The 16,427-nt window shown below is 75.4% G+C and carries 13 protein-coding genes; 6 read left to right on the forward strand and 7 right to left on the reverse strand.

What is annotated here, in order from left to right; translation table 11 throughout:
• Positions 1–103: 103 nt before the first annotated feature.
• Entirely contained in the window at positions 104–625 is a 522-nt protein-coding gene (locus tag G3T38_RS05740; RefSeq protein ID WP_163771140.1) for a hypothetical protein, read from the reverse strand.
• Between the two features lie 328 nt (positions 626–953).
• A complete protein-coding gene (locus G3T38_RS05745; RefSeq protein WP_163771141.1) occupies positions 954–1,520 on the reverse strand; it encodes a TetR/AcrR family transcriptional regulator in 567 nt (188 codons plus the stop codon).
• 80 nt (positions 1,521–1,600) lie between these two features.
• Between G3T38_RS05745 and G3T38_RS05750 the strand changes: the two genes are divergently transcribed.
• The gene (locus tag G3T38_RS05750) at positions 1,601–4,555 is read left to right on the forward strand and encodes a type II toxin-antitoxin system Rv0910 family toxin (protein WP_163771142.1); all 2,955 of its coding nucleotides are present in this window, start codon (positions 1,601–1,603) and stop codon (positions 4,553–4,555) included.
• 1 nt (position 4,556) lies between these two features.
• Here G3T38_RS05750 and G3T38_RS05755 read toward each other — a convergent pair whose 3' ends face one another.
• Positions 4,557–5,177 (reverse strand): winged helix-turn-helix domain-containing protein, encoded by a 621-nt coding sequence (locus G3T38_RS05755; RefSeq protein ID WP_163771143.1) that lies wholly within the window; start codon positions 5,175–5,177, stop codon positions 4,557–4,559.
• Positions 5,178–5,259: 82 nt separating this feature from the next.
• Here G3T38_RS05755 and G3T38_RS05760 point away from each other — a divergent pair, with 82 nt between their 5' ends.
• Positions 5,260–6,498, forward strand: coding sequence for an MFS transporter (locus G3T38_RS05760; RefSeq protein ID WP_163771144.1), 1,239 nt, complete (start codon positions 5,260–5,262; stop codon positions 6,496–6,498).
• A gap of 133 nt (positions 6,499–6,631) precedes the next feature.
• On the opposite strand, the gene G3T38_RS05765 is transcribed toward G3T38_RS05760, so the two are convergent.
• The gene (locus G3T38_RS05765; protein ID WP_163771145.1) at positions 6,632–6,838 is read right to left on the reverse strand and encodes a hypothetical protein; all 207 of its coding nucleotides are present in this window, start codon (positions 6,836–6,838) and stop codon (positions 6,632–6,634) included.
• A gap of 50 nt (positions 6,839–6,888) precedes the next feature.
• On the reverse strand, positions 6,889–9,183 hold the full coding sequence (gene purL / locus G3T38_RS05770) for a phosphoribosylformylglycinamidine synthase subunit PurL (RefSeq protein WP_163771146.1): 2,295 nt from the start codon (positions 9,181–9,183) through the stop codon (positions 6,889–6,891).
• Between the two features lie 163 nt (positions 9,184–9,346).
• Here purL and G3T38_RS20985 point away from each other — a divergent pair, with 163 nt between their 5' ends.
• The 4 genes from G3T38_RS20985 to G3T38_RS05790 all read left to right on the forward strand — a co-directional run bounded on the left by G3T38_RS20985 (position 9,347) and on the right by G3T38_RS05790 (position 14,253).
• On the forward strand, positions 9,347–11,407 hold the full coding sequence (locus G3T38_RS20985; protein WP_163771023.1) for a DUF7937 domain-containing protein: 2,061 nt from the start codon (positions 9,347–9,349) through the stop codon (positions 11,405–11,407).
• A 104-nt stretch (positions 11,408–11,511) separates the two neighbouring features.
• Positions 11,512–12,771 (forward strand): lyase family protein, encoded by a 1,260-nt coding sequence (locus G3T38_RS05780; RefSeq protein WP_163771147.1) that lies wholly within the window; start codon positions 11,512–11,514, stop codon positions 12,769–12,771.
• The gene (gene pcaDC, locus G3T38_RS05785; protein WP_163771148.1) at positions 12,768–13,952 is read left to right on the forward strand and encodes a bifunctional 3-oxoadipate enol-lactonase/4-carboxymuconolactone decarboxylase PcaDC; all 1,185 of its coding nucleotides are present in this window, start codon (positions 12,768–12,770) and stop codon (positions 13,950–13,952) included. Before G3T38_RS05780 ends, pcaDC begins: the two co-directional genes overlap by 4 nt.
• A 37-nt stretch (positions 13,953–13,989) precedes the next feature.
• The gene (locus G3T38_RS05790) at positions 13,990–14,253 is read left to right on the forward strand and encodes a hypothetical protein (RefSeq protein WP_163771149.1); all 264 of its coding nucleotides are present in this window, start codon (positions 13,990–13,992) and stop codon (positions 14,251–14,253) included.
• Here G3T38_RS05790 and G3T38_RS05795 read toward each other — a convergent pair.
• Together G3T38_RS05795 and G3T38_RS05800 are read right to left on the reverse strand one after the other, a co-directional pair.
• Positions 14,248–14,751, reverse strand: a complete 504-nt coding sequence (locus G3T38_RS05795; RefSeq protein ID WP_163771150.1) for a hypothetical protein — start codon at positions 14,749–14,751, stop codon at positions 14,248–14,250. The genes G3T38_RS05790 and G3T38_RS05795 overlap by 6 nt on opposite strands.
• A gap of 54 nt (positions 14,752–14,805) precedes the next feature.
• Positions 14,806–16,356, reverse strand: a complete 1,551-nt coding sequence (locus G3T38_RS05800; protein WP_206675793.1) for an AMP-binding protein — start codon at positions 16,354–16,356, stop codon at positions 14,806–14,808.
• Positions 16,357–16,427 lie beyond the last annotated feature (71 nt).

Consider the following 16,427-nt stretch of genomic DNA (forward strand, 5'->3'; position numbering starts at 1 on the left):
CCCCCCCCCGCCGCCGCCCCCCCCCCCCGCCCCCCCCCCCCCCCCCCGCCGGCCCCCCCCCCCCCCCCCCCCACGACTCCGCGTGGTGCGAGGTGCGGTGGGGTCAGCTGAGGCGGATGCCCAGGCTCGAGGGGACGGTGACCTGGTAGCGGGCGGTCTCCGTCGTGCCGGTGCCGGAGTAGCTGTACTCCCGCACCTGCGCCGTCACGGCGCTGTAGGTGCGCTCGCAGAGGATGCTCTCGCCCGGGGCGAGGGTCACGGTCCCGCCGGCGGACGAGGCCTCGCTCGCCGACTGGCTGACGGACTGGCTGACGCCGACCGACGCGGACGCGCCGACGGCGGCGACCTGGGCCGAGACGCTCATCTCCGCGCTGGCGCTCGACTCCACGCCACGGGTGATCGTCTGCGAGAACCCGCAGGTGAAGCTCGCGCTCGTGCCCGAGCTGTTCTGCATCGGGACCGTCTCCACGACGGTCGTCGACACCGAGGTGCTCAGCACCTCCACGCACTTGCCTGAGCTGCTGCCACCCACGCACTCGTCCGCCTGGGCGGCGGGCGGGGCGACGAAGAGGGTCGTTCCGATGACGGCGGCAGCGGCACCCGAGAGGGCCAGTGCTCTCTTCATTGTTCGACTCCTGTGTTCGGTTGTGTCGTGCTCTGAAGAGGCCTCACCTCCGGTCTACCAAGGTCCGGAGGGGGCCCGCAAAGCCCCCCGGGGGTATCACGCCGTGTTATCTCGCCCCTTCGGACGAGGCCCGGGGGCGGAACCCGGGGCGGAACCCGGGGGGAAGAAAACGCGGACCGGCCGGGGCGCCGGGGAAGGAAAACGCGGACCGTACGACGCGGATGGTCGGCGTGTCGCGGCTCCGGGTCCGCGTTTTCCTTCCCCGGCCCGCCCGGCCCGCGCACTTTCCTCCGCCGCGTCCGCGTCTTCTTCCCCGCAGCCCCGGGCCTCAGCCCGCCGCGAGCGTCGCGAGCACCTGCTTCCACGCCTCGACCACGGTCGTCGTGCCCGCGCGCGGGGCCAGGATCCCCGCGAGGTGCGACCCGGTCAGCAGGTCGATGGTGAACTGCACGAGCAGGGGCGCCCGGGGATGGGTCTCGCCGACGAGCGACGTGACGCCGCGGTGCACGGTCGCGAACACCCGCTCCTGGAGCGGCAGCAGCGCGTCCCGGAGGTCGGCGTCGGTGCGGGCGGCGACCCAGAGCTCGAGGGCGACGGCGTACGCCGGGCCCTGCAGCTCGCGCCACACGAGGTCGACGAGCTCGTCCCAGCCGGCGGGCGCGGCGGTCGGGTCCAGCACCACGAGGCGGTGCTCGACGATGTCCTGCACGAGGCCCGCCATCAGGGTGGCCCGGGTCGGGAAGTGGTGGAGCAGGGTCCCGCGGGCGACGCCCGCCCGCTGCTGGACGGCGCCGACCGTCGCGGCGGCGTACCCCCCGTCGAGCAGGCAGCCGTACGCCGCGTCGAGCAGCCGCTGCCGCGTGGCGGCCGCGCGCTCCTGCTGGGGTCGGACCATCCGGTCACCCTAGTCCCGCTTGCGCGTCCCGCGCCGGGGCCGCACACTGAAACAGTCCGATCAGACTGAAAGAGGCGCCGATGCTCCGCACCGCCCGCACGCTCGTCCCCGTCGTCACCCAGACCGTGGCGCAGACCGTCCGCGCCCACCTCGACGAGGCGCGCCGCCGGATCACGGGCCACCGCCCCTCGGGCGACCGGGACGCGACCGACGTCGACCTCGACGTGCCGGCACCGGCCGGGGTCGCGGCGTACGCCCGCCAGGTCAGCGCGCAGCGCCTCGTCGCCGCCCCGCCCGCCGAGGTCGCCGCGCTCGTCCACGACCTCGACCGCACGCACGCCTGGCTGACCCTCCACGTCGCGTGGCGCGGCGAGCGTCCGGCCACGCTCGTCGCGGGCGCGTCGTTCGCGCAGCAGATCAGCCTCATGGACATCCCCGCGCAGGCCCGCTGGGAGGTCGAGCGGGCGGACGAGAGCGGGTTCGCGCTCCGCGGCACCGGTCCGATGGGCATCACCGTCGGGCTCTGGTGCACCCTCGTCGCGACCGACGGCGGCACGGCCGTCCGCCTCGACGGCGCCCTCGACGGCGCCCCGGTGCGCGGACCGGTCGGCCTGACGGCAGTGCGCAGCGTCGAGACGGCCCTGGCGGCCTCCCTCGCCGAGCTCGCCGATCTCCTCGACGGCTCCGGGCCCGCGCGCCTCCGCGTCCCCGACGAGCCGGTGCGCCACGAGGCGACGGGCCGACTGCTCGACCCGGCCACGCCCGTGCTGGTCGGCGTCGGCCAGGTCGTGGTGCGCGACCCGGGCATCGATCCCGCCGATCCCGCCGAGCCCGCCGAGCCCGCCGACCTCGCGGTCCGCGCCCTCCGTGCCGCCGCCGAGGACGCCGGCGCCCGCCTCGACCTCCTTGCCGCGGCCGACCTCGTCGCGGCCGTCCCGAGCGCGTCGTGGACCTATCCCGACCAGGCCGGCCTGGTCGCCGAGCGCGTGGGGGCCGCGGACGCCGCTACGCTCCAGACCTCGCCGTACGGCGGCGACGGCGGGCAGCTCGCCCTCAACGACGCCGCCCAGCAGGTGGCCGACGGGGCGGCCCACGTGGTGCTGGTCAGCGGCGCGGAGGCCGGCGCATCGGTCGCCGCGCTGCAGCGCGCCGGCCGCGAGCCGGACTGGACCCGCCAGCCCGCCGACGCCGCGCCCGACCGCGTCATCGGCGTCGACCGGCCCGCGAACAACGAGGCCGAGACGGCCGTCGGCCTGGGGGCACCGATCTACGTCTACGCCCTGCTGGAGTCGGCCCTGCAGGGGGCCGCCGGCACCGACGCAGCGACCCACCGCGCCGCCGTCGCCGACCTGTGGGCGCGCGCGAGCCGCACCGCCGCGGCCAACCCCCACGCCTGGGACCCCCGGGCCCGTACGGCGCGGGAGATCGCCGAGCCGCGCCCGGACAACCGCTGGGTGAGCGAGCCGTACACGAAGCTCCTGTGCGCCAACCTCCAGGTCGACCTGGCCGCAGGCGCGATCGTGACGAGCGTGGCCGCGGCCCAGGCGGCGGGCGTGCCGCAGGACCGCTGGGTCTTCCTGCACGCGGGCGCCTCCGCGACCGACGAGTGGTTCGTCTCCGAGCGCGCCGATCTCGCCCACTCCCCCGCCATCGCGACGGCCGGACGCGCGGTGCTCGACCACGCGGGGATCGCGGCGGAGGACCTCGGGCCGGTCGACCTCTACTCCTGCTTCCCCGCGGCGGTACAGCTCGGCGCCCGAGCGCTCGGCCTGCCGTGGGACGACCCGGACCGCCCCCTGACGGTCACCGGCGGCCTGACGTTCGCGGGCGGGCCGGGCAACGCCTACGGGCTCCACGCGGTGGCCACCATGGCACCCCTGCTGCGCGCCGACCGCTCGGCGCACGGGCTGACGAGCTCGCTGGGCTGGTACGCCACGAAGCACGCGCTCGGCGTCTGGTCGGCGACGCCGCCCGAGCAGCCCTACGTCCACCTGCGCCCGACCGTCGACCGGCCGCCGGGTCGCCCGGTCCGCACCGAGCTCGTCGGCAGCGGCGTCGTCGAGGCCGTCACGGTGCCGCACCGCCGCGAGGGCGGTCGGGAGGCGGTGGTGCTCGCCGTCGTCGAGGACGACGGCACCCGGGTGCTGCTGCGCCGCGAGGAACCGGCCGAGGTCGCGGCGCTCGCCGACGAGGACCTCCTCCGCCGTCGGGTGCGGCTCGAGGGCGACCGGATCGTCGTCAGCGGCGAGCGGACCGCGCTCCCCGCCCCGCCGCCGGCACCGGTGCGCACCGAGCGCGACGGGGCCGTCCTCGTCATCACGCTCGACCGTCCGGCGGTGCGCAACGCGATCGACCGGCGCACCGCGATCGAGCTGGAGCGTGCGGTGGACGACGCCGAGGCGGACGCCACCGTGCGCGCGATCGTGCTGACCGGGGCCGGCGGCACGTTCTGCGCAGGCATGGACCTCGCCGGCGCGCACCGTGGCGAGGTGCCCGTCACCGACCGCCGCGGCCCGCTCGGCCTCACGGCGGAGCCGCCGACGAAGCCGACGGTCGCCGCGGTGGAGGGCGCGGCCCTGGCCGGCGGGTTCGAGCTCGTGCTGTGCGCCGACCTCGTCGTCGCCGCCGAGGACGCGACCTTCGGGCTCCCCGAGGCCAAGCGCGGGCTGCTCGCGGCCGCCGGCGGCCTCTGGCGGGTCGGCACCCGGCTGCCCCGTCCCGTCGCGCTCGAGCTCGCGCTCGTCGGCGACGCGCTCCCGGCCGGGCGTCTCGCCGAGCTCGGGCTGGTCAACGCCGTCACCGCTCCCGGCGAGGCGCTCGCCCGGGCACTCGACCTCGCCCACCGCATCGCCGCGAACGCACCGCTCTCGGTGCGGGTCGGCAAGCAGCTCGTCGACGCCGCCCCGACCTGGAGCCCCGCGGAGGGCTTCGCCCGCCAGAGCGAGCTGGCCTCCCCCGTCGTGCTCAGCGACGACGCGCGCGAGGGCGTCGCGGCGTTCGCCGAGAAGCGCGCGCCGCGGTGGACCGGCCGGTGAGTCAGTCCTCCGGGCCCGCGCCCGGCTCCCCCTCGTCCGGCACCCGCGGCTGGAGGACCTGGAGCAGCGCGTAGACCGCACGCTCGCCGTCGCCGTCACCGTCGCCGCGCACCTCCCCCGCGGCGCGGCTCCGCGCGGTCCACCGGTGCAGCACCGCGGTCAGCTCGCCCTCGAGCTCCGTCGCCTCGTCCTTGGTCAGGAGGAACGTGGCCTCGGTGATGCTGCGCAGCACCGCGGGGTCGCGAGCCGCCGTGTACGCCGCGTCCACCGCCCGGTGGGCCCGCGCGCCCGCGCGTCCGCGCCAGGCCGCGGCGACCGCCGTACCCCCCGGTGCCGCCGCCACCGCCTCCAGGTCGAGCCGGAACCCGTCACCGCCGTCGGCCGCCCGCCACACGCGGTCGCGCCGGTCCCGGGCGAGCTCGGGGGCCTCCTCGACGAGCCCGTACGTCGCGAGGTTGCGCACGTGGAAGCTCACCTGGTTGGCGGGCAGGTCGAGCAGCCGCGCGAGGTCGGCGGAGCGCTGCGGGCCGCGCGCGTTGAGCTCCTCGAGGATGCGGGAGCGCACGGGGTGGGCGAAGGCGCGGAGCGCGCGCGGGTCGGTGATCGACGGCCGGTCGGTCATGGACGCGACCTTACCGCCGACGCGCACGCACCATTGCGCACCACTGCTTGCGCAATACTACGTGCGCATCTACCGTCAACCCATGACCGGATACCGCCAGCTCGCCCGCAACCGCGACTTCACCGTGCTGTGGGTCGGCGAGACCGTCTCCGAGCTCGGCAACCGCACCAGCGCCTTCGCCTACCCCCTCGTCGCGCTCGCCCTCACCGGCTCGGCCGGCACGGCGGCGCTCGTCCAGGCGGCGTACTTCGGCGGCATCGTCCTCGTGCTCCTCCCCGCGGGCGCGCTCGTCGACCGCGTCCACCGCGGTCGGCTGCTGCGGGCGGTCTCGCTGGCGGGCTTCTGCGTGTACGCCGCGCTCGCCGCCACCCTCGCCACCGGGACCCTCCCGGCGGTCGGCCTCGTGCTCGGCGCGCTCGTCGCCGGCGGGCTCGCGGGGATCTACGAGCCGGCGCAGGTGTCCGCCGTGCGCTCCGTCGTCACCACCGAGCAGCTCCCGACGGCGCTGGCGCAGAACCAGGCCCGCGGCCACGTGGCGGGCCTCGCGGGCGGTCCGCTCGGGGGCGTGCTGCTCGGCGTCGGGCGGTGGGTGCCGTTCGCGCTGGACGCGGCGACGTACCTCGTCTCGTTCCTCACCCTCGGCCGGATCCGCACCGACCTCGCGCCCGTCGCCCGGCGCGAGGGGCCGCTGCTGCGGGGGGCGGGGCGGGAGGTGGTGGCGGGGGCGCGGTACGTCGCGCGCCACCCCGTCATGCGCGTGCTGGCCGTCTGGTCGGCCCTGGGCAACCTCGTCGTCAACGGGCTGCTGTTCGTGGTGCTGGTGCGGATGGCGGAGGCGGGCCACAGCCCGGCCGCCATCGGCGCCGCGATGGCGGTCGTGGGCGCGGCGGGCATCGCCGGGGCGGCCGTCGCGCCGCTCGTCATCGACCGCACCCGCACCGGACGGCTGACCGTCGCCGTCGGCTGGTCCTGCGCGGTGCCGCTCGTGCCGCTCGTCTGGTGGGCCACGCCCGCCACCGCCGCGGCGTGCGTCGGGGCCCTCGTGCTGCTCAACCCGATCGGCAACGCGGGCATCGGCGCCTACCGGATGTCCCTCACCCCGCCCGACCTGCAGGGGCGGGTCGCGGCGACGACGGCGTTCCTGTCGTGGTCGCTCATGCCCTTCGCGCCCCTGCTGGGCGGGGCGTTGCTCGCCGCGTACGGCGGGGCGGTCGCCACCGCCGCACTCCTCGGCGGCTGCCTGCTCACCGCCCTGGTGGTCACCTGCAGCCCGAGCGTGCGCCGCGTGCCGCGCCCGCGGGAGTGGGCGAGGGCGGCCTGAGCCCCCTCGTAGTGGGGGGTGGGCGAGGGGCCGCCCCCATGTAACGCGGTGTCCGGGCCACTGTGGAAGGGGTAGACCACCTCCACAGTGACTCGGACACCGCGTTACATGGCCGAGACCCCGAGGATCGACCTCAGACGTGCGGCTTGTTCTCGTGCTCGTGGTCGGGGACGGCGTCGGGACCGGCCGGTCCCTCGTCGGGCTGGCCGCTCTCGGAGTCGGGGTAGCCCGCGACGGCCTGGTCGGGCGCGATCGGGGTGTCGGCGTCGGCGGGGTCCATGCCGCTGACCTCCGAGACCTGGCCCTCGGACTGCTGGTCGTCGTGCTTCTGCTCGCTCATGGCCCCATCGTGGCGCGGGGCCGCAAGCGGCCCCGCCCTGACGGGTGCGCTCAGCCCAGGACGGCCGGCAGGGTCGCCGCCCACGCGGCACGGGCCTCGGCCACGGGCAGCGTGAACTGGCCCTCGACCACGAGGTCGTCGCCGCCGGTGCGACCGATGACGGCCGCCGGCACGTCGTGCGCCGACGCGCGGGCGAGCAGCTCGTTGAGCGCGTCGGACGAGACGGAGACGAGCACGCGGCCGGTCGACTCGGCGAAGAGCGCCACGAACGGGTCCTCGTGCACCTCCGCCAGCGACACGGTCGCGCCGATGCCGCGGTGGAAGGTCGACTCGGCGAGCGCCTGGGCGAGCCCGGCGTCGGAGAGGTCGTGGGCGGAGGACGCCACGCCGACGAGGTCGGCGAGCAGGGCCGCGAGACGCTGCTCCCCCGCGAGGTCGAGCGCCGGCGGGCGACCGCCGAGGTGGCCGTGGACGACGTGCGCCCACTCGGAGCCGGAGAGCTCCTCGCGGGTCGTGCCGAGCAGCACGAGCTGGTCGCCGGCGGACTCGAACCCGGTGGGCGTGCGGCGGGTGACGTCCTCGACGACGCCGAGCACGGCGACGACCGGCGTCGGCAGGATCGCCGTCTCCCCGGTCTGGTTGTAGAGGCTGACGTTGCCGCCCGTGACCGGCACGCCGAGCTCGAGGCAGGCGTCCTTGAGGCCGCGGCACGCCTCGGCGAACTGCCACATGACGGCCGGGTCCTCGGGGGAGCCGAAGTTGAGGCAGTCGGACACGGCGAGGGGCACGGCGCCGCCGGTCGCCACGTTGCGGTAGGACTCGGCGAGCGCGAGCTGCGCGCCGGCGTACGGGTCGAGCTTCGCGAAGCGGCCGTTGCAGTCGGTGGAGACCGCGACGCCGAGGTTGGTCTCGTCGTCGACGCGCACCATGCCGGAGTCGGACGGCTGGGCGAGCACGGTGTTGCCGCGCACGTAGCGGTCGTACTGGTCGGTGATCCACGACTTGTCGCAGAGGTTGGGCGACGCGACGAGGCGCAGCAGCGTCTCCCGCAGCTCGTCGCCGCCGCTCGGGCGCGGGAGCGCCTCGGCGGCGTCGGCCTGGAGGCCGTCCTGCCAGTCGGGGCGGGCGAAGGGGCGCTCGTAGACGGGGCCGTCGTGCGCGACGGTCCGCGGCGGCACGTCGACGACGCGCTCGCCGTGCCAGTCGATCTCGAGGCGACCGGTGTCGGTGACCTCGCCGATGACGACCGCCTCCACGTCCCACTTGGCGCAGATCGCGAGGAAGCCGGCGACGTCGTCGGGCTCGACGACGGCCATCATCCGCTCCTGGCTCTCGCTCATGAGGATCTCCTCGGGGGCGAGCGTGGAGTCGCGGAGCAGCACCTTGTCGAGCTCGACGTGCATGCCGCCGTCGCCCGCGCTGGCGAGCTCGGAGGTGGCGCACGAGAGCCCGGCGCCGCCGAGGTCCTGGATGCCGGCGACCACACCGGCTGCGAACAGCTCGAGCGTGCACTCGATGAGCAGCTTCTCCATGAAGGGGTCGCCGACCTGCACGCTCGGGCGCTTCGCGGGCCCGTCGGCGTCGAACGTCTCCGACGCCAGCACGGAGACGCCCCCGATGCCGTCGCCGCCGGTGCGCGCGCCGTACAGGATCACCTGGTTGCCGGCGCCGCTCGCCTTGGCGAGGTGGAGGTCCTCGTGGCGCAGCACGCCGACGCAGAGGGCGTTGACGAGGGGGTTGCCGAGGTACGTCGCGTCGAAGACCGCCTCGCCGCCGATGTTGGGCAGGCCGAGGCAGTTGCCGTAGTGGCCGACGCCCTCGACGATGCCGGGCAGCACGCGGGACGTGTCCTCGGCGTCGAGCGGGCCGAAGCGCAGCGGGTCCATGACGGCGACGGGACGGGCGCCCATGGCGAGGATGTCGCGGACGATGCCGCCGATGCCGGTCGCGGCGCCCTGGTGGGGCTCCACGTAGGACGGGTGGTTGTGGCTCTCCACCTTGAACGTGACCGCGTAGCCCTGGCCGATGTCGATGACGCCCGCGTTCTCGCCGATGCCGGCGAGCATCTTCCCGGCCCGCGTCTCCTGCGGGATCTCGGAGAACTGGCGCAGGTGCACCTTGGAGCTCTTGTAGGAGCAGTGCTCGCTCCACATGACGGAGTACATCGCCAGCTCGCTCGACGTCGGACGACGCCCGAGGATCTCGCGGATCCGTGTGTACTCGTCCTCCTTGAGGCCGAGGTCGGCCCAGGGCTGGCTGCGGTCGGGGTCGCCCGCCGCGCGCTCGACGGTGTCGAGGACCGAGATGGTTTCAGCGGGAGCAGCAGCGTCCGTCACGGGCCGCATCGTATCGCCGTCCACACCCGTGCCCGGTCACAGGAGTAAGTCGTGGATAAGTGGGGAAGCAGGACCCGCCGGTCCACGCGGGCACGTCCCGTCCTCGTGTGGTGCCTGAATTGCTACGTTGCGGGTCCCAGGCCCGCACCGAGTCGATGCGAGGAGCACTCGAATGTCGAACCCGTCCGATCCCTATCCGCAGCAGGGCGGCCAACCCCCGCAGCCGGGTGCTCCCGGGTACGGCGCGCCCCAGGGCCAGCCGGGCTGGGGCCAGCAGCCGCCCCCGCCCCCCGGTCAGCCGGGCCAGCCCGGTCCCCAGGGCCAGCCGTGGGGCGCTCCGCCGCCGCAGGGCCAGCCCGGTGGCTACCCCCAGCAGGGCTACCCCCAGGGCCCGCCGCAGGGCCAGCAGGAGTGGGGCCAGCAGGGCTACGGGCAGCCGGGGTACGGCGCGCCCCAGGCCCCGCCGCGGCCCTCCGTCCCCAAGGTGAACCCGTTCGCGGGCACGCCGATCAGCGACTACGTGCGCGACGGCGGGGCCTTCCTGCTGCTGCTGGCGCCGCTGTGGACGCTGTGGGACTCCAACGGCGTGGGCGCCGAGCGCTGGTGGGTGTGGGTCTCCGCCCTCATCGGCATCTTCTCCGTCGCGGTGCCCTACCTCGTCAAGTCCAACGTCCTGCCCATCCCGCCGGTGCAGGTGACGCTCGCGAAGGCCGCGCTCCTCCTGCCCTACCTCGGCAGCGTGCTGGCGGCGCTCATCAACGAGCTCATCTCGGGCGGCAGCAGCTTCGACGGCAAGATCGGTGCTGGTGTGGCGCTCGCCATGGCAGGTGCCGTCATCGCCATCTCCCCGCGCCAGTCGGAGGAGACCAACGGCCAGGCCGCCGGCGAGGCGATCTGGTGGAAGGCGACGTGGATCCTCGCATGGGTGACCGTCGGTCTCGCCGTGCTGACGTTCCTGCTCTACATCGTCTGGGGCCTCGCCGAGGACGCCGAGATCTTCGACCCGTTCCTGGCGTTCGCCGCGCTCGTCCTGGTGGCGGTCGTCGTCCCGGTCGTCGCCATCGCGTGGCCGACCCTGACGCTCATGAAGCGCAGCGAGGAGGCCCGGCTCGTGCTGGCCACGCTGCTCCTCGTGGGTCTCGTGACCGCCATGTTCGCCGGCGAGGACGGCTCGATCTTCGACGCGGATCTGCACGGCTGGAACGTGCCCGGCTCGACGTTCTTCACGGTCGGCCTGCTCGCCGGTCTCCTCGTGACGCGTCCGGTGCAGCGGGCGACCACGCCCCAGGAGCCGTTCTGGGCCTGGGTCGGCGCCGCGAAGCTGGCGCTCTACGTCAACGCCGCCGTCGTCGCGCTCACGGTCGTCGCCACGCTCCTCGTGCTCATCTACTTCCAGACCGAGGACTTCGCACCTGACGGCTTCACCGGCTCGACGATCGTCTCGCTGGTGTTCGGCGTCATCGCGATCGCGCTCGCGATCATCCCGACGACGATGCTGTCCGACCCCCGCAAGGGTCGACTCGTCGTGGTCGGCATGGTCGCCGGCAACTTCGTCCTCGGCATCGTCTACGTGGCGGTGCTCAACGGCTCCGACGTGTTCAACGGCTACAGCCTGTCGGTCTACCAGGCCGGCGCCTGGCTCGGCCTCTCCGGCCTGGCCATCGCCGCGCTGACGGCTCCGCCGTCGATCCGCAACGTGCTCGGCTCGATCCTCCCGCAGGGCAACCAGCAGGCCGGTGCCCCGCAGGGCGGCTACGGCCAGCCGGGTCAGCCCGGCCAGTACGGCCAGCCCGGCCCGCAGGGTGGCTACGGCCAGCCCCAGGGTCAGCCGGGCCCGTACGGCGCACCCCAGGGCCAGCCCGGCCAGCAGTGGCCGCAGCAGGGTCAGCCGGGCCAGCAGGGTGGCTACGGCCAGCCCCAGGGCCAGCCCGGTCAGCCGGGCCCGTACGGCGCGCCCCAGGGCCAGCCCGGCCAGCAGTGGCCGCAGCAGGGTCAGCCGGGCCAGCAGGGTGGCTACGGCCAGCCCCAGGGTCAGCCCGGTCAGCCCGGTCAGCCGGGCCAGTACGGCGCGCCCCAGGGCCAGCCGGGCCAGCAGGCGTGGGGGGCCCCGCAGGGCCAGCCGGGCCAGCAGCCCCCGGCCCCGCAGGACGACCCGAGCGAGCAGACGATCGTGCGCCCGCCCGCGGGCGACACGTCGCAGTTCGAGCGCCCGCAGGACCCGCCGCGGCACTGACCCGCCCGCAGCACCGCACCGTCGACGGCCCCGTCTCCTCGTGGAGGCGGGGCCGTCGCCGTACGCCGGGGTGCCGCTCCTGGACCACCCTGGACACTGGGGGCGTGAGCGACCTCTTCTGGCCGGGCGACGAGCGGGCGGGTGCCCTCTTCGCGGACTCCGCACTCCTCGAGGGGATGGTGGCGCTGGAGGCGGCCTGGTCGGCCGGCCTCGTGGCGCACGGGCTGGCGCCCCGCGGTGTCGCCGTGAGCGCCGACGAGCTGCTCGAGCTGCTGGACGGCAGCGACGTCGCCCGCATCACGCTCGACGCGGAGGGCGGCGGCAACCCCGTCATCCCGCTCGTCTCGACCCTGCGCAACCGGCTCGTGGAGGCCGGGCGGGAGGAGACCGCGCAGTGGCTCCACCAGGGTCTGTCCAGCCAGGACGTCGTCGACACGGCGCTCATGCTGTGCGCGGGCACGGCCCTGCGTCGGCTCGAGATCGAGCTCGGCACCCAGGCGCAGGCCCTCGACGCGCTCGCCGGTGCCCACCGCGGCACCGTCATGGTGGGACGCACGCTCACGCAGCACGCCGTCCCCATCACGTTCGGCCTCAAGGCCAGCGGCTGGCTGGCGGGGGTCGAGGACGCGCGGGCCTCGGTGGCGTTCGCGCACTCCGTGCTCCCGGCGCAGGTGGGCGGCGCCGCCGGCACCCTCGCCGTGACCGTCGAGCTGGGGCGGCGGCGCGGCCTCCGCGACCCCGAAGGCGTGACCCTGGCCCTCGCCCGTGAGACCGCCGCGGCGCTCGGCCTCGCGCCGGCGGCGCCCTGGCACACGACCCGCTTCCCGGTGACCCGGGTCGGCGATGCGCTCGCGACGGCGAGCTCGGCCATGGGCCGGATCGCCGCCGACGTCCTCACGCTGGCCCGCCCCGAGGTCGCGGAGGTCGCGGAGCCGGTCGGCACCGGCCGCGGGGGCTCGTCCACGATCCCGCAGAAGCAGAACCCGGTGCTGGCGGTGCTCGTGCGGCGTGCCGCGATCACCGCGCCCGGGCTGGCGAGCACGTTGCACACGGCCGCGGCGTTCGCCAACGACGAGCGGCCCGACGGCGCCTGGCACGCGGAGTGGGCGACCCTGCGGGACCTCGCGCGGCGCACCGTCGTCGCCGCGGCCCACACCTCCGAGCTGGTCGCCGGCCTGCAGGTCGACGTGGTCGCCATGCGGGAGCGCGCTCGTGGCGCCGGGGCGCTGCTCGCCGAGCGCGACGCCGTACGGGGTCTCGTCGACGCCGACGGGACCGGCAGGGACAATGCTGCCGATGGCGGCGACCCCTCGTCGTACCTCGGCATCACCGACCGGATCGTGCAGAACAGGACCCGCCCATGAGCGTCCCCGTCATCAACGGCGTCGAGCTGAGCGAGGCCGGCAACGGCCCGCTGCTGCTGCTCGGCCCGTCCCTCGGCACCTCCGCCGCCGCCCTGTGGGAGGGGAGCGCGGCGCTGCTCGCGGAGGACCACCACGTCGTCGGCTGGGACCTCCCGGGCCACGGCACGAGCCCGGCGCCGGACGACGGCTTCACGATGGCGGAGCTGGGCCGCGGCGTCCTCGCGTTCGCCGAGCGCACCCTGCGGGACCGGGGCGAGGCGAGCGGCACGTTCGTGTACGCGGGCGTCTCCGTCGGCGGTGCCGTGGGCCTGCAGCTGCTGCTCGACGCCCCCGAGCGGGTCGCCGCAGCGGCTCTCCTCTGCACCGGCGCCCGGATCGGCACGCCCGACGGGTGGCACGAGCGGGCCGCGATGGTGCGGGCGTTCGGCACCGCCACGATGGTCGAGGGCTCGGCGAAGCGCTGGTTCGCGCCGGGCTTCCTCGAGCGTGAGCCGGAGGTCGCCCGCGCGCTCCTGGCGTCGCTGGAGGCGGCGGACACGACCGGCTACGCCGCGGTCTGCAAGGCCCTCGCGACCTTCGACGTGCGGGACCGGCTGGGGACCATCCGCGTCCCCGTGCTCACCGTGGCCGGCGTGGCCGACGAGGCGACGCCGCCGTCGGACCTCCAGACGATCGCCGACGGGGTGCCGGACGGCCGGGCCGTCGTGCTCGACGACGTGGCCCACCTCGCTCCCGCCGAGGCCCCCGCGGAGGTCGCCGACCTGCTGCGCGCGCACCTCGAGCAGGGCGCGGTCATCACGGAGTCGCAGCGCACGGCGGCCGGCGCGGTCGTGCGCCGTCAGGTGCTCGGCGACGAGCACCTCGACGGCGCCGGTGCCGCGCCGACGTCGTTCACGCGGGACTTCGACGACCTGGTGACGCAGTACGCGTGGGGCTCCGTCTGGTCCCGACCCGGCCTCGACCGCCGCACGCGGTCCGTCGTCGCGCTCACCGCGCTCGTCGCGCAGCGCGACCACGACGAGCTGGCCACCCACGTGCGCGCCGCGCTCCGCAACGGCATGAGCACCGACGAGCTGGCGGAGGTCATCCTGCAGACGGCCGTCCACTGCGGCACGGCCGCCGCCGCGGCCGCCTTCCGCGTCGCGCAGGAGACGCTGCGGGCCGACGGCGTGGAGCTGTAGCCCGCGCCGGAGGTCTGGCGACGGCTACGGTCGTCCCGTGGACGGGCAGCAGGGGTACGACGCGCGGAAGACGCCCCACTGGACCCGCGCCGAGCGCTGGCTGGTGGTCGTGATGCTGGCCCAGGCTGCGTTCCCGGTGTGGCGGCTGGTGTGGGGCGACCCCGCCGTGGTCCCGCCCCTGTACGACGCCGGTTGGGCGCTGACGAGCGTGCTGTGCGCGACCGGGGTCGCGTGGTCGATCGAACGTCGCGTCCGTCGCGCCATCGAGACCGGCGCGACGGATCCAACCGTCAGCTCATGACGTCCCGGGCGGCGCGTCCCCGTCGCCGCACCGCCACCGGATCTCGGCCACCGCAGCCTGCTGGGCCGCCGGCGACGCGGCGCTGATCAGCAGCTCGCTCCCGTCCTGGAGGAGCACGGCCACCTGCGCCGCGCCGTGGGCGCTGCGGGCCTCGACGGACCGCACCTCGTCGTACGGCAGCACCTGCCGCGCGAGCGGACGGACGAGGCTGCGGCGGTGGTGGTCCACGCCGGCCGGCCCCACGACCACCTCGTCGGCGCGGGAGACGTGGCCGCGCACCGGCTGCATGCGGCCCGGCCGGCCCCGGTGGGTGGACACCGTCGGCACCGCGAGGAAGCGCTGCCCGTCGGCGTCGCCGAGCACCCGCGGCGCCGGCTGGAACAGCGCGCGGTGCGCGAAGGGGAGGCGTCGGAACCGGTAGATCATGGCCAGCACCACGAAGCCGAGCAGCAGCACGACGCCGATCCCGACCAGCATGCGCAGCGTCTCGTCTCCCACGGGCGGCTGGTTACCCCGGGCGGCCGACGTCCATGCCCCGACCGCCCGGGGAGATCAGTCCTGCCGCTGGCGCAGCAGGTAGCGCTGCACCTTCCCGCTGGGCGTCTTGGGCAGCTCCTCGACGAAGTGCACGACGCGGGGGTAGGCGTGCGCGGAGTACTGGTTGCGCACCAGCTGCTGCAGCTCGACCGCGAGCTCGTCGCTCGCCGGCGTGCCGGGGGCGAGCACGACGTACGCCGTCACCGCCTCGCCGCGCACCTCGTCGGGCTTGCCGACGACGGCCACGTCGACGACGGACGGGTGCGTGACGAGCACGCTCTCCACGTCGAAGGGGCCGATGCGGTAGCCCGACGCGAGGATGACGTCGTCGTCGCGGGAGGCGAAGAAGAAGTGACCGTCCTCGTCGACGCGGCCGAGGTCGCCGGAGAGGTACCAGCGCCCGTCCGGCGTGAACCGCTCCGCCGACTTCTCCGGGGCGTCGTGGTAGCCCGAGAAGAACATCAGCGGCGAGCCCGGCACGTCGAGGGCGATCTGGCCGTCGACCACCCCGGCGGCGAAGCCGGGCAGGGCCGGTCCCATGGAGCCGGTACGCACGGGCTCGCGCACCTCGTCGTGCCAGGCGTTGACGATGCACATGCCGTGCTCGGTCTGGCCGTAGTGGTCGCGCACCTCGACGCCGAGCGCGTCGCGGCCCCACGCCACGACGTCGGGCGTCAACGGCTCGCCCGCCGAGGAGGCCCGACGCAGCGAGAAGCCCGTGAACGACGGGTCCTTCGACATGGCGCGGTACATCGTCGGGGCGCCCGCGAAGCTCGTCACGCCGCAGCGGGTGAACACCTCGCGGGTGGCGTCGGGCGAGAAGCCGGCGTCGAGGAGGATGTTGGGCCGTCCGGTGACCAGCGGACCGAGGATCCCGTAGTACAGGCCATAGGCCCACCCCGGGTCGGCGGCGTTCCAGAAGACGTCGTCCGCCTGCACGTCGAGCCCGAAGTGCATGTAGGAACGGAAGGCCGCCAGCGCCCGCACCGGGATCGGCACGCCCTTGGGCTTGCCCGTCGTGCCGCTCGTGAAGAGCATCGCGAGGAGGCCGTCGCCGCCGACCGCGACCGGCTCGGCGAGCGGCTCGCGGGTCAGGAGGGCGTCGAACTCCTCGCCGGTCACGAGCACGTCGAGACCCTCGATGGGGTCGAGCTTGGCGCGCTGCGAGGGCTCGGTGACGACGAGGCGGGCGTTGCTGCCGCTGATGCGCGTCTCGATCGCCCCGGTCTGGAACGCGGTGAAGAGCGGGACCAGCACGGCGCCGAGGCGCCAGAGCGCGAGGAGGGTGACGACGTACTCCGCCCGCTTGCCCATGAGCACCCCGACCCGGTCCCCCCGGCCGATGCCGCGCTCGGCGAGGCCCGTGGCGAGGCGGGAGGACAGGTCGCGCAGCTCGCCGTGGGTGAGCACCCGCTCGCCGTAGGTCGCGTCGAGCAGCCGGAAAGCCACGGCGTCCGGGGCGTGGCCGTCGTTGAGCAGGGTGGCGGCGCAGGCGTCGGGGGCGGCATAGGCGGCCAGCCAGCCCTCCAGCTCGGCAGCGACGCGATCGGCGGCGACGGCGGTCACGGGTCCTCCTAGAATGACGGTGGTTGTCACGGAGGTCACATGGTGCGGGCGCTGGTCGCCTCCCGCCACCC

It is taken from the genome of Nocardioides zeae, from assembly GCF_010686755.1.
GTDB classification, from domain to species: domain Bacteria; phylum Actinomycetota; class Actinomycetes; order Propionibacteriales; family Nocardioidaceae; genus Nocardioides; species Nocardioides zeae.